This is a genomic window from Actinoplanes awajinensis subsp. mycoplanecinus, assembly GCF_001509495.1.
GTDB classification, from domain to species: domain Bacteria; phylum Actinomycetota; class Actinomycetes; order Mycobacteriales; family Micromonosporaceae; genus Actinoplanes; species Actinoplanes palleronii.
On record NZ_LLZH01000085.1, the window covers coordinates 82,696 to 96,283 of the forward strand.

Genomic DNA, 13,588 nt, shown 5'->3' on the forward strand with positions numbered 1-13,588 from the left:
GCCCGATTTCGGTTGACCTGGGCGGCCCGGATAGGGTGCTGAGGTGACTGACCCCGCGCCCGCCCGGCTGGTCGTCCTGATCTCCGGATCGGGCAGCAACCTGCAAGCTCTTCTCGAAGCGGCCCGCGACCCGGCATACGGTGCCGAGGTGGTCGCGGTCGGCGCGGACCGGGACGGCATCGCCGGTCTCGACCACGCGGCCGCGGCCGGCGTACCCACCTTCGTGGACTCGGTGAAGGCCTACCCGACCCGCGACGACTGGGATGCCGCGCTCACCGCGCACGTCGCGGAGCACCGCCCCGACCTGGTGATCTCGGCCGGTTTCCTGAAACTGGTCGGCAAGCAGTTCCTCGACGCGTTCGGCGACCGGTACGTCAACACGCACAACGCGCTGCTGCCGTCGTTCCCGGGCATCCACGGTCCGCGCGACGCGCTCGCCTACGGCGTGAAGCTCGCCGGAGCCACGCTCTTCTTCGTCGACGCCGGTGTCGACACCGGACCGATCATCGCCCAGGTCAGCGTCCCCGTGCTCGACGGTGACACGGAGGAGACGCTGACCGAGCGGATCAAGGTGGCCGAGCGCGCCCAGCTTGTCGACTTCGTCGGCCGGCTGGTCCGCGACGGCTGGACCATCGAGAACAGGAAGGTACGGATTCCGTGAGCACCGATGACGGGCGCAGGACGATCAAGCGGGCGCTGCTGAGCGTGTGGGACAAGGCCGGGATCGTCGAACTCGCCCAGGCCCTGCACGCCGCCGGGGTGGAGATCGTCTCGACCGGTTCGACCGCCGCCACCGTGGAGAAGTCCGGTGTGCCGGTGACCCGGGTCGAGGACCTGACCGGTTTCCCGGAGATCCTCAGTGACCGGGTCAAGACCCTGCACCCGAAGGTGCACGCGGGCCTGCTCGCCGACCTGCGGCTGGACAGCCACGCGCAGGAGCTGCAAGAGCACGGCATCGAGCCGTTCGACCTGCTGGTCAGCAGCCTCTACCCGTTCTCCGAGACGGTCGCCTCCGGCGCCGGCGAGGAGGAGTGCATCGCCAAGATCGACATCGGCGGCCCGGCCATGGTCCGCGCGGCGGCCAAGAACCACGCCTCGGTCGCGGTCGTGGTCTCCACCGCGGGCTACCCGCTGATCCTGGAGGCGCTCGCGAACGGCGGCTTCACGCTCGAGCAGCGCAAGGTGCTCGCCTCCCGCGCATTCATCAACATCGCGGAGTACGACGTCGCGGTCGCCAACTGGACCGCCACCGTGCTGGCACCGTCCGGCTGGCCGGACTTCGCCGGTGTCGCGCTGACCAAGCAGAGCACCCTGCGGTACGGCGAGAACCCGCACCAGCAGGCCGCGCTCTACGTGGACGCGAACGCCCCCGTCGGGCTGGCTCAGGCCGAGCAGCTCAACGGCAAGGAGATGTCCTACAACAACTACGTCGACGCGGACGCCGCCTGGCGCACCGCGAACGACTTCACCGGCCCGGCCGTGGCGATCATCAAGCACGCCAACCCGTGCGGCGTGGCGATCGGCGCGGACGTCGCCGAGGCGCACCGGAAGGCGCACGAGTGCGACCCGGTCTCCGCGTTCGGCGGCGTCATCGCGGTCAACCAGCAGGTCACCGCGGAGCTGGCCAAGCAGGTCGCGGAGATCTTCACCGAGGTGATCGTGGCGCCGTCGTACGCGCCGGAGGCCCTCGCGCTGCTGCGGGAGAAGAAGAACCTGCGGGTGCTCGTCGCTCCGGCGTGGAGCCCGGCGCGGGCCGAACTGCGGCAGATCGGTGGCGGCGCGCTGGTGCAGCTCGTCGACCGGATCGACGCCCCCGGTGACGACCCGGCCACCTGGACCCTGGCGACCGGCGCCGCGGCGTCCCCCGAGGTGCTCCGCGACCTGACCTTCGCCTGGCGGGCCATCCGCAGTGTGAAGAGCAACGCGATCCTGCTGGCCAGCGACGGCGCCACGGTCGGCGTCGGGATGGGCCAGGTGAACCGGGTCGACTCGGCCCGGCTCGCGGTCTCCCGGGCCGGCGCCGAGCGGGCGGCCGGCAGCGTGGCCGCCTCGGACGCGTTCTTCCCGTTCCCGGACGGCCTGGAAGTGCTGATCGAGGCCGGGATCACGGCAGTCGTCCAGCCCGGCGGTTCGATCCGTGACAACCTGGTGATCGAGGCGGCGGAGAAGGCCGGTCTGACCGTTTACTTCACCGGCACCCGGCACTTCTACCACTGATTTCCGGTCGGCCCCGGGCGATGCCCGGGGCCTTCCACAGGGGGACCGATGCGGCACGTCGTGGGTGAGCGATTCTCCGGTACGGACTGGGCCTTGGCCGAGGACGAGCACGTCCACTACGAGGACTGTGTCTTCCACGACGTGGACTGGAGCGAGGCTCAGCTCACCGCGGTCACGTTCGAGGGCTGCGGGTTCGGCAACGTCAAGTTCAACGCGGTGACCTTCCAGCGCTCCGCGTTCCTGCAGTGCACGCTGCAGCGCTGCTCGTTCTTCGACGCGGTCTTCGTCGACTGCAAGCTGACCGGGACGAGTTTCATCGACTGCGTGCTGCGGCCGCTCACCGTCGACGGCGGGGACTGGGGTTTCGTCTCGCTGCGCGGGCTGAACCTGACCGGCATCCGGTTCGGCGCGCTGCGGATGCGGGAGGCCGACCTCACCGGTGCTGACCTGTCGAAGGCCGACCTGACCGGCGCCGATCTGACCAACGTGCGGCTCAAGGACGCCGTCCTGAAGGGCGCCGACCTGCGCGGCGCCGACCTGGACGGCGCGCCGCTGCGGGACGTCGACATCACCGGCGCGAAACTCGACCTGGCGCAGGCGGCGCACTTCGCCCGCGCACACGGTGCCCTCGTCAGTCCCTGAGCACCCCGCCCGCTGCGGCGGCCAGCCCGCGCGTCGAGCCGCATGTCGAGCCGCCGCGGGGCTGGAATGGCTGATCGGCGTGCCGAATTCTCACCGCCTGGAAGGGTAGAGACAGATCACCCTGTCGGGGCCGCCCGGCGATCTTCAGCGGGCGGGCAGTACGCTCGTACTGCTAAGCATGTGTTTCGGGAGAGGAGCGCCGGCCGATGGCGAAAATCAAGGTCAAGAACCCGGTCGTTGAGATCGACGGCGACGAGATGACCCGGATCATCTGGAAGCAGATCCGTGAGCAGCTGATCCTGCCCTACCTCGACGTCAACCTGGAGTACTACGACCTCTCGATCCAGTACCGGGACGAGACCGACGACCAGGTGACGATCGACTCCGCCAACGCCATCAAGCGGCACGGCGTCGGCGTCAAGTGCGCCACCATCACCCCGGACGAGGCCCGGGTCGAGGAGTTCGGCCTCAAGAAGATGTGGCGTTCGCCGAACGGCACCATCCGTAACATCCTCGGCGGCGTGGTCTTCCGCGAGCCGATCATCATGAAGAACGTGCCTCGTCTGGTACCCGGCTGGACCAAGCCGATCATCATCGGCCGTCACGCGCACGGCGACCAGTACAAGGCCACCGACTTCGTCGCGCCCAGCGCCGGCAAGATGACCGTCACCTTCACGCCGGAGGACGGTTCGGCGCCGATGGAGTTCCACGTCACGGACTTCCCGGCCGGTGGCGGCGTCGGCATGGCGATGTACAACTACGACGAGTCGATCCGCGACTTCGCGCGCGCCTCGTTCCGTTACGGCCTGGCCCGCAACTACCCGGTCTACCTCTCCACCAAGAACACCATCCTGAAGGCCTACGACGGCCGCTTCAAGGACCTGTTCGCGGAGATCTTCGAGACCGAGTTCGCGGACCAGTTCACGGCCGCCGGCATCACCTACGAGCACCGGCTGATCGACGACATGGTCGCCGCCGCGATGAAGTGGGAGGGCGGCTACGTCTGGGCCTGCAAGAACTACGACGGTGACGTGCAGTCCGACACCGTCGCGCAGGGCTTCGGCTCGCTCGGCCTGATGACCTCGGTGCTGATGACCCCGGACGGCCAGACCGTCGAGGCCGAGGCCGCGCACGGCACTGTCACCCGGCACTACCGGCAGTGGCAGAAGGGCGAGAAGACCTCGACCAACCCGATCGCTTCGATCTTCGCGTGGACCGGCGGCCTGAAGCACCGCGGCAAGCTGGATGGGACGCCGGAGGTCACCCAGTTCGCCGAGGCTCTGGAGCAGGTCTGCATCGAGACCGTCGAGGGCGGTCAGATGACCAAGGACCTCGCGCTGCTGATCAGCCGGGACGCGCCGTGGCTGTCGACGGACGAGTTCATGAACGCGCTCGACGAGAATCTGGCCCGCAAGGTCGCCTGATTCTTCGTACGGAAGGAAGCTCGTCGGTCCGCGGACCGGCGGGCTTCTCGCCGTTGACGGGACTTTGGGCCCGCGGATCAATGTCCTAACGCCGCAGCGGTGCCGTTGCCCGGTGGCGACGATGGACTCATGGGCGACATGACAACGATCGACGGCCTGGTCAGCGGTGCGGAGAAGGCTCTCGCCGAGTACGCGGACTTCACCCAGGAGCAGGTGGACCACATCGTCGGCAAGGCCTCGGTGGCCGCGCTCGACAAACACGGTGACCTGGCCGCCCTGGCGGTGGAGGAGACCGGCCGGGGCGTGTTCGAGGACAAGGCCGTCAAGAACATCTTTGCCTGTGAGCACGTCACGAACAGCATGGCCGGGATGAAGACGGTCGGCATCATCCGCCGCGACGACATCAACGGGATCACCGAGATCGCCGACCCGGTCGGCGTGGTCTGCGCGGTCACCCCGGTCACCAACCCGACCTCGACCACGATCTTCAAGGCGCTGCTCGCGCTGAAGACCCGCAATCCGATCATCTTCGCCTTCCACCCGGCGGCGCAGCGGTGCAGCGCGGCGGCGGCCCGGGTGGTCCGGGACGCCGCGGTGGCGGCCGGCGCGCCGGAGCACTGCGTGCAGTGGGTCGAGCAGCCGTCGATCGAGGCGACCGGCGCGCTGATGAACCACCCCGGTGTCGCCACCATCCTGGCCACCGGCGGCAACGCGATGGTCCGGGCCGCGTACTCGACCGGCAAGCCCGCCCTCGGCGTCGGCGCCGGCAACGTCCCGGCGTACGTGCACCCGACCGCCGACGTGGTTCGCGCCGCCCACGACATCGTGTTGTCGAAGACCTTCGACAACGGCATGATCTGCGCGTCCGAGCAGGCGGTGATCCTGGACGCCGCGATCGCCGACCCGGCCCTCGCCGAGTTCCGCCGGCTGCACGCGCACCTGGCCTCGGCCGAGGAGAAGCAGCTGCTGGAAGCGCTGATCTTCCCGGATGGCCGGAAGCTCAACCCCGCCGTCGTCGGCCGGTCCGCGGCGTGGATCGCCGAGCAGGCCGGGTTCAGCGTGCCCGAGGACACCTCGATCCTGCTCGCCGGGATCGACGAGGTCGGCCCGGCCGAGCCGCTGAGCCGGGAGAAGCTCTGCCCGGTGCTGGCCGTGCTCACGGCCGGTGACGAGGAGCAGGGCATCCGGTACGCCGAGCAGATGGTCGAGTTCCACGGCCTCGGCCACAGTGCCGTGGTGCACGCCAAGGACGTCGAGCTCTCCGAACGGTTCGGCAAGCGGATGAAGGCGGTCCGGATCATCTGGAACGCGCCGGCCTCGCAGGGCGGCATCGGCGACATCTACAACGGGTTCCGGCCGTCGCTGACCCTCGGCTGCGGCAGTTACGGGCACACCTCGGTCTCCGACAACGTGTCCGCCCTCAACCTGCTCAACATCAAGCGGATCGGCCGTAGGACGAACAACATGCAGTGGTTCAAGGTGCCCGCGAAGATGTACTTCGAGCCGCACGCCATCCGGTACTTCAAGGACATGCCGGACGTCTCCCGGGTCACCGTCGTCACCGACCACACCATGACCCGGCTCGGCTACGTCGACCGGATCAGCAACGTGCTGCGCGAACGCGCCGAGCCGGTGACCATCCAGGTGATCGACAACGTGGAGCCGGAGCCGAGCATCGACACCGTGCAGAAGGGCGCGGCGCTGATGCGCTCGTTCCGCCCGGACACCATCATCGCGCTCGGCGGCGGTTCCCCGATGGACGCGGCCAAGGTGATGTGGCTGCTCTACGAGCACCCCGACGTGGTCTTCGGCGACATGAAGGAGAAATTCTTCGACGTACGCAAGCGCGCCTTCAAATTCCCCACCCTGGGCAGCCTCGCCAAGCTGGTCTGTGTGCCGACCACCTCCGGCACTGGCGCCGAGGTCACCCCGTTCGCGGTGATCACCGATACCACCACCGGGCAGAAGTACCCGCTGGCCGACTACGCGCTCACCCCGAGCGTGGCGATCATCGACCCGCACCTGACCAAGGACCTGCCGGCCGTGGTGACCGCGGACAGCGGCTTCGACGCGCTCACCCACGCCACCGAGGCGTACGTCTCGGTCTACGCCAGCGACTACACCGACGGGCTGGCCCTGCACGCGATCAAACTGATCTTCCAGAACCTGGAGCGCGCGGTCCACAACGGCGGGGACGACCCGCTGGCCCGGGAGAAGATGCACAACGCCGGGACGATCGCCGGGATGTCGTTCGGCAACGCGTTCCTGGGCATCGTGCACGCCATGGCGCACACCCTCGGCGCCACCTTCCACGTCGCGCACGGCCGGACCAACGCGATCCTGCTGCCGCACGTGATCCGGCACAACGGCACCGTGCCGGCCAAGCTGAACAGCTGGCCGAAGTACGAGCGCTACGTCGCACCGGAGCGCTTCCAGGACATCGCCCGGCACCTGGGCCTGCCGGCCGCCACGCCCGCCGAGGGTGTCGAGTCCTACGCCCGCGCGGTGGAACGGCTGCGCGACGCGGTCGGCATCCCGCCGTCGTTCCAGGGCGCCGGGGTGGACGAGGCGGCGTTCGTGGCCGCGCTGCCGCAGCAGGCGATGAACGCCTACCTCGACCAGTGCGCGCCGGCCAACCCGCGGATGCCGATGCTCGCCGACCTCCGGCAGCTCATGGAGAACGCCTACTACGGCCGCTGAGCCCGAACGTCTCTAAAAAAGCCGCAAAAGGTATGTTTCATATCGTAACCACCGGGTAAGCAGGTTCGTTTGTCTCAGTGGTGCGGGTGGTGGGCTTGGGTATGCCGCTCACCGTCCCCTTCAGCGGGGGCCTTGTCCCGGGCCCCCGCTGTCCCCCTCCGCCGCCCGCACCCCCCTCGGCCCCGCAAACGGCCCGGAAACGCCGGCAGGCTCCCCGCGCGAACGCGGAGAGCCTGCCTGGAACGAAACGGGTCAGCCGGCGTCACGCAGGAGCTGAGCGGCCTTCTCCGGAACCACGTCGCTGACGAACGCGCCCATCGCGGACTCCGAGCCGGCCAGGAACTTCAGCTTGTCGGCGGCCCGCCGGATGCTGAACACCTGCAGGTGCAGATAACCCAGGTCGCGGCCTTCGCCCACGACCGCCTGGTGCCAGGCCGAGATGTACGGCATCGGCTTGCCGAACAGCCCGTCGAACCGGCGCAGCACGTCGAGATAGAGCGGGCCGAACGCGTCCCGCTCCGCGTCGTCGAGCTCCGGCAGGTCGGCGACCCGGCGGTGCGGGGCCAGCTGCACCTCGAACGGCCAGCGGGCGGCGGCCGGCACGTACGCGGTCCAGTGCTCGTTCGCCGCGATCACCCGTACCTTCGCCTCCTGCTCGGCGGCGAGCACGTCGGCGTACAGGTTGCGCCCGCCGGTCTTCTCGGCGTGCTTCGTCGCGGCCCGCAGCATCGCGGCGGTCCGCGGCGGCACTGTCGGGTACGCGTAGATCTGGCCGTGCGGGTGGTGCAGCGTCACGCCGATCTCGACGCCCCGGTTCTCGAACGGGAACACCTGGGCGACACCCGGCAGCTCGGACATCTCCGCGGTCCGGTCGGCGAGCGCGTCGACGACGGTGCGCACCCGGGACGGCGGCAGCGAGCCGAATGCGCTGTTGTGGTCGCTGGTGAAGCAGACCACCTCGCAGCGGCCCAGCCCCGGGCGCACCGGCACCATGCCGGTCAGCTCGGTGATCTCCCCGCCCGGCACCTCGCGGTAGCTGAACGACGGGAACTGGTTCTCGAAGACCACCACGTCGTAGTCCGGCGCGGGGATCTCGCTGGCGAACCGCGGCGAGGTCGGGCAGAGCGGGCAGGCGTCCGAGGGCGGCAGGAAGGTACGGGTCTGCCGGTGTCCGGCGACCGCGATCCACTCGTCGACCAGCGGGTCGTACCGCAGCTGGGAGGCCGGTGGAGGCGGTGGCAGCTCGCGAGTGTCTTTCCATTCGGCGCGGCCGGAGTCCGGCTTCTCGTCGAAATAGATGAGTTCGCGGCCGTCGGAGAGGTGGACGGTGGAGCGAAGGGGTGTCACTGGGGATTCACCACCACGAGTTCGGGGACGGTTTCGGTGAGGAGCGCGCGCGTGGCGGCGTCCAGGCCGTCGTCGGTGATCAGGACGTCGGCGCGTTCCAGCGGCACGATCGAGGAGATGCCGACGGTGCCCCACTTGGTGCTGTCGGCGAGCACGACCAGGCGTTCCGCGGCCTCCACCAGGGCGCGGTTCACGTCCGCCTCCATCAGGTTGGGCGTGGTGTAGCCGGCGCGCTCGCTCATCCCGTGCACGCCCAGGAAGAGCATGTCCAGGTGCAGGGTGCCGATCGCGGCGACCGCGACCGGGCCGACCAGAGCGTCGGACGGGGTACGGGTGCCGCCGGTGAGCACCACGGTCTGGTCCGGCCGGCCGGCGCGGTAGAACACGTCGGCGACCGGGATCGAGTTGGTCACCACGGTCAGCGACGGGACGTCGACCAGCCGCTGGGCCAGGTCGGCCGTGGTGGTGCCGGCCGAGAGCGCGATGGCGTCGCCGGGGGAGACCAGGGCGGCCGCGCGGGCCGCGATGGCGGCCTTCTCGTCGCGCTGGCGCACCGACTTGGCGGCGAAACCCGGCTCGTGTGCGGAACCGGGGCTGACCGTGGTGGCTCCACCGTGTACTTTCGCCAGCAGCCCGCGATCGGCGAGCGACTCGAGATCACGGCGGATGGTCATGTCGGAGACGCCGTATTCGGTGGCGAGCTCGCTGACCCGGACACCGCCGGTGGCGCGGACCCGGTCGAGGATCGCGGCTTGACGCTGCTGTGCGAGCATCAGCAATCCACCATCTTTAGCCGGGGTTTCCGCACGAATTCAAACACACTTGAACACTACCGTGTGGTCGGGTGTGCGCGGAAGAGTGACTTCAGATACCCCTACCCCGTTTGTGCAGGGCCGAAAGTACGTTCTCCACCTTCACCGCGCCCGTCATCGCGGCCAGCGCGATCGCGGTACGGGGTTCCTTCCAGTTCGCGCGTACCGCCTCCTTGCTGAACTGCCAGGCCTGACTGCGGTTGCCGGTCGCCGCGGACCAGCAGGCCAACTGCCCGTAGACCCGGGCGGCTCCGGGCCGGCAGCCACTGATCTCCGGGTGCCGCTGCATCATCCAGCGCAGCGAGGAGATCTTGGTGGCGTACTCGTAGGCGTAGTGCGAACTGCGTCCCCAGAGCACCTGGACCAGCGGTTCGTCCACATGCACGATCGGCGTCCGGCGGGCCGCCCTGAGCAAAAGGTCCCAGTCCTCGTTCTGGCTGCCCGGTGCGTCCTCGGCGACCAGCCCGATGGCGTCCTCGGCGAGCGCCTCCCGGCGGATCAGGAACGACGACGAGTGCAGCATCGCCATCCGGGACCGGGCCAGGTCCTCCACCGTCACCCGGCTGCGCTGGGCCAGCCGCGGCGTGGTGTGCCCCTCGAACTCCACCTCGATCGCGCAGGTGGCGAACTCGGCGTCCGGCTCGGCCAGCAGCGCGGCCACCTGCCGGCGCAGCTTGTCCGGCAGCCAGCGGTCGTCGTCGTCACAGAACGCCACCAGCTCGGTGTCCAGGGCCAGGACCCCGGTGTTCCGGGCCCCGGCCAGACCGGCGGGCCGCCAGTTGGTCAGAACCAGCACGGGTACGTCCTCGGCGTCGGCGAGCAGGTAGTCCGGCTCGGTCTGGTCGTAGACCACGACGATCTTCAGCTCGCCCGGATAGCGCTGGGCCCGTACCGCCTCGATCGAGCGCCGGACCAGCTCCGGGCGGTTCCGGGTGGGGATGACTACCCCGACCGACGGCCAGTTCATCGCGCCTCCTGTGGGTTCAGCGGGTAGCCGTACGCACGCAGCATCGGTCCGCACACCGCGCCCACCAGGCGGCGCTGCGCGGCCGGAAGTGATCGCATCCAGGCGTCGTCCTGGCGCAGCGCCAGGCGGCCGACGGTGAAGCGCATCGGGTTGCCGGCCGCGCTGTGCCCGACCCGCAGATCGGCGTGGCCGGGCCGGAGGAAGTCCAGGTCGCAGGGCTGCAGGGTGATACCGGCGAAGTCGGCCAACCGGATCAGCCCGGCCCGCGGGTCGGCCAGGAACTCCTCGTAGCGGATCCGGCGGACCGGCACGCCGCGGCGGGCGAGCAGGCCGAACGCGGCGTTGTGCGCGTTCCAGAGCAGTGCGGAGCGGCCGGGGGAGTACCTGGTCATCTCGTCGCCGTCGTCGCTCTCCGGTCGGGCGACCCGCTTGGTCCAGGAGTAGGCGACCCCGCGCGCGTCCCGGACCACGTGCACCACCCGCAGGTTGATGCCGCCGGCCGCACGCAGCAGGTGGGCCAGCGCGGAGTGTTTGGAGGAGTCGACGATCAGCTGAGCGCCGGACACCTCGGCGGCGGCGTCGTAGATCCGGGCGTAGAAGGAGGCGTACTCGCGGACCTCGGCACTGGCGGCGCCCCCGGCGGCGAGCCGCGGGATGTGCCGGGTCCGCTCGACCGCGTCGCGCAGCGCGTGCACCCGGTCGACGTCGACCTCGGACCAGCCGCCGAACGCGGTCTTGCCGACCTGCTGCCAGAACACGCAGGCCGAGAACTGAGCGCCGCAGCCGCACCGTTCGTCGTCGCGCAGATCGCGTTGCCAGAGGTGCACGACCTCGCCGAGCGCACAGACCCCGGGCAGCTCGCCGAGCAGACGTTCGACGAGAGTGGTGCCGCTTCGCCCCAATCCGCCCAGAAATAGCACTTGTGCCACTTTGGCCCGCCTTCGCTCGTTTCGCTCTGGTAACGAGTGAAGCAGGCAAAAGGAGGCGTCAGGTGTCAATCGAGGCTTTCGACCGTGTGCACCTGGACGGCACCGGCATCGACCGGATCACCGAGGACGAGGTGGTCGCCGTGGTCAGGGACGCTTTGTCCCGTGGTCACGGTGGCCGGATCATCACCCCGAACATCGACATCCTGCGCCGCGCCGCGGCCGATCCGACGGTCCGCCGCCACCTCGACGACGCCGACCTGATCGTCGCCGACGGCATGCCGCTGATCTGGGCCAGCCGGCTGGGCGGCGCGCCGCTCCCGGAACGGGTCGCCGGCAGCAGCCTGATCTGGACCCTCTCCGAGGGCCTGGGCCGCGACGCCCGCTCGGTCTTCGTCATCGGCGGCACCCCGGCCCCGCGCGTCATCACCCCGGACGGCCCCGGCCGCCGCACCACGGCCCTGACCGGCCCGACCACCGAGCTCCCGCTCACCCCGCGCACCACTGCCCTCACCGGACCGACAGCGGAAACCCCGTTCACCCCGCGCAGCGCAGCCTTGACCGAATCGACCGCCGAGACCCCGTTCGGCCCGCTGACCGGACCGACCGCCGAGACCCCGTTCGGCCCGCGGAGCGCGGCCTTGACCGAGACGCCGGTCGCTGGTGAGCGGGCCGCGGTGCTCGGCGTCGGCGCGGAGCGGGTGGTGGCCGCCGGCTCGGTGCGGGTGCGTGAGGTGCGGGCGTCCGGCGCGGTGCGCGCCGCGACCCGGCTCGTGGCCGCGAGCCCGGGCCTGCGCATCGCCGGCACGATCAGCCCGCCCTTCGGTTTCGAGCAGGACGAGACGACCTACGCCGCGTTCTGCGCACAGGTCACCGCGGCCCGGCCGGACCTGGTCTTCGTCGGCCTGGGCTTCCCCAAGCAGGAGTACGTGATCGAGCGCCTCCGCCGCGACCTCCCGGCCACCTGGTTCGTCGGCTGCGGCGCGGCGGTCAACTTCGTCGCCGGCGACGTGCACCGGGCCCCGCGCTGGATGCAGCGCACCGGCCTGGAATGGGCCCACCGCCTCGGCACCGAACCCCGCCGCCTGGCCCGCCGCTACCTCCGCGACGACGCCCCTTACGCCCTGCGTCTGTTGGCCCGAGCCCGCCGCCGAGCCCGCCGCGCCTAGCCCCCTCCGGCGAACCGCAGCCCCCATCAGACGAACCCCATAACCCTCCTCATCCGGCGAACCCCAGCACCAAGACCACCCCGACCGACCATCCCTCCCCAGCACAGCTCGCCTTCCCCCGGCGCAGCCCAAAGCCCACCCCGACCCCTCACTTCCACCCCGGCTGGCGGTGGGGGTTGCCTCAACGACCTGGAGGCACCCCTGGGCGCCAGCCGTGGTGCCCCGGCTGGTGGTGGGGGTTGTCTCAACGGTCTGGAGGCACCCCTGGGCGCCAGCCGCGGTGTCCCGGCTGGTCCTCAGGGGTGCCTCGACGCCAGGCGGGCACCCCTGAGCGCCAGCCGGGGGACACCGAGCACGCGGGCGGCTCCGGGTGGTAGCGGGGTGTGCATGATGCCCGGTCGGAGGTGTCTGCCGCTGCGGGGAAGGGCGGTGGGAGTCCGCATTGGCTGATCGCGTGCGTCTGCAGCCCGCCCGGGGGCGGTAGAGGCACGCACAACCTCACCGAGGACTGTCACCGCCCTCGAACCCGACGCCGGGCCGGGACCCGCGGAAGTGTCTGAGGTGGCCGCAGCCTCGCGCAGCGAGCACGACAAGCCGCGACCCGCGCAGGTCACAACGAGCCGCGCCGCGCCGGACCGGGCCGGACCGCGCCGCGCCACGCCACGCCACGCCGGGCCGTGCCGGACCGCGCCACGCCACGCCGGGCCGTGCCGGGCCGCGCCGGGCCGCGCCGGGTCGGCGGGGTGGTGTGAGGCTCGGTCAAGGGGTGCGGCCGCGGCGGCTTCCTGAGCGGCGGCCAAGCGCACCGGCCAGGCTGCGGGGCGCGCGGCACCGGACCGCCGCCGTCGACGGCGCGTCGATCAGGGGTTGTGGATAGTCGGCCGTGTCATAGCCCTCCTGCCAGGGGAACCGGTTGCCCGGGTCGGGCCAGACGATCTGCTGGAGCAGCGAGGTGGACCGGCCGTAGCGTGCCAGCGCGGCGCCGGGCCACAGCTCCTCGGTCGGCGTGCCGGTCAGGATCGTCACGTCCTGCTCGACGATCAGGTCGGACACCCGGCGGCCGTGCCGGAAGCGGGCGTGCTCCTCGTGCACCCGGCCGGCCAGCTCGTTGAGCAGCTGATGGCCGAGGTCCGGGGGCAGGCCGGCGATGAGCAGCTCCGGGCGGCCGTCGGCGGTCAGCCCGACCGTGTACGCGAACGGGACCGTGCCCTCCGGATCCTCGTCGGACGGCAGCACGTGCACGACGGCCCAGCCGTACTGCTGGATGATCTCGGTCTGTTCACGGAAGAAGTCGGACATCACGGGACCCCTCGGCTCGGTCGGGCGGACATCAGAAGACGTCGGGAAGACTGAGCCTCACTATGGAACACGTGTACGACACTTT

At 70.5% G+C, this 13,588-nt stretch carries 11 protein-coding genes; 6 read left to right on the forward strand and 5 right to left on the reverse strand.

Going from position 1 to position 13,588, the window contains the following annotated elements:
• Positions 1-43 precede the first annotated feature (43 nt).
• The 5 genes from purN to adhE all read left to right on the forward strand — a co-directional run bounded on the left by purN (position 44) and on the right by adhE (position 6,983).
• The gene (gene purN / locus ADL15_RS12255) at positions 44-661 is read left to right on the forward strand and encodes a phosphoribosylglycinamide formyltransferase (RefSeq protein ID WP_067688599.1); all 618 of its coding nucleotides are present in this window, start codon (positions 44-46) and stop codon (positions 659-661) included.
• Positions 658-2,217 (forward strand): bifunctional phosphoribosylaminoimidazolecarboxamide formyltransferase/IMP cyclohydrolase, encoded by a 1,560-nt coding sequence (gene purH / locus ADL15_RS12260; RefSeq protein WP_067688602.1) that lies wholly within the window; start codon positions 658-660, stop codon positions 2,215-2,217. Before purN ends, purH begins: the two co-directional genes overlap by 4 nt.
• 48 nt (positions 2,218-2,265) lie before the next feature.
• The gene (locus tag ADL15_RS12265) at positions 2,266-2,859 is read left to right on the forward strand and encodes a pentapeptide repeat-containing protein (RefSeq protein ID WP_067688605.1); all 594 of its coding nucleotides are present in this window, start codon (positions 2,266-2,268) and stop codon (positions 2,857-2,859) included.
• A gap of 206 nt (positions 2,860-3,065) precedes the next feature.
• Positions 3,066-4,283, forward strand: coding sequence for an NADP-dependent isocitrate dehydrogenase (locus ADL15_RS12270; RefSeq protein WP_067688608.1), 1,218 nt, complete (start codon positions 3,066-3,068; stop codon positions 4,281-4,283).
• 129 nt (positions 4,284-4,412) lie between these two features.
• Positions 4,413-6,983, forward strand: a complete 2,571-nt coding sequence (gene adhE, locus ADL15_RS12275; protein ID WP_067688611.1) for a bifunctional acetaldehyde-CoA/alcohol dehydrogenase — start codon at positions 4,413-4,415, stop codon at positions 6,981-6,983.
• Positions 6,984-7,235: 252 nt separating this feature from the next.
• Here the strand turns inward: adhE and galT are convergent, their stop codons facing one another.
• The 4 genes from galT to ADL15_RS12295 all read right to left on the reverse strand — a co-directional run bounded on the left by galT (position 7,236) and on the right by ADL15_RS12295 (position 11,038).
• Positions 7,236-8,330: a galactose-1-phosphate uridylyltransferase gene (gene galT / locus ADL15_RS12280; RefSeq protein WP_067688614.1), complete on the reverse strand. Its 1,095-nt coding sequence runs from the start codon at positions 8,328-8,330 to the stop codon at positions 7,236-7,238.
• Positions 8,327-9,103, reverse strand: coding sequence for a DeoR/GlpR family DNA-binding transcription regulator (locus ADL15_RS12285; protein WP_067688616.1), 777 nt, complete (start codon positions 9,101-9,103; stop codon positions 8,327-8,329). Before ADL15_RS12285 ends, galT begins: the two co-directional genes overlap by 4 nt.
• Before the next feature lie 91 nt (positions 9,104-9,194).
• Entirely contained in the window at positions 9,195-10,109 is a 915-nt protein-coding gene (locus ADL15_RS12290) for a glycosyltransferase family A protein (protein WP_067688619.1), read from the reverse strand.
• Entirely contained in the window at positions 10,106-11,038 is a 933-nt protein-coding gene (locus ADL15_RS12295; RefSeq protein WP_067688622.1) for a sulfotransferase, read from the reverse strand. Before ADL15_RS12295 ends, ADL15_RS12290 begins: the two co-directional genes overlap by 4 nt.
• Before the next feature lie 62 nt (positions 11,039-11,100).
• Between ADL15_RS12295 and ADL15_RS51350 the strand changes: the two genes are divergently transcribed.
• Positions 11,101-12,204 carry a WecB/TagA/CpsF family glycosyltransferase gene (locus ADL15_RS51350; RefSeq protein ID WP_269748338.1) on the forward strand — a complete coding sequence of 368 codons (1,104 nt, stop codon included), beginning with the start codon at positions 11,101-11,103 and terminating at the stop codon, positions 12,202-12,204.
• Between the two features lie 759 nt (positions 12,205-12,963).
• On the opposite strand, the gene ADL15_RS12310 is transcribed toward ADL15_RS51350, so the two are convergent.
• The gene (locus ADL15_RS12310; protein WP_067688625.1) at positions 12,964-13,503 is read right to left on the reverse strand and encodes a DUF4262 domain-containing protein; all 540 of its coding nucleotides are present in this window, start codon (positions 13,501-13,503) and stop codon (positions 12,964-12,966) included.
• Positions 13,504-13,588: the final 85 nt, after the last annotated feature.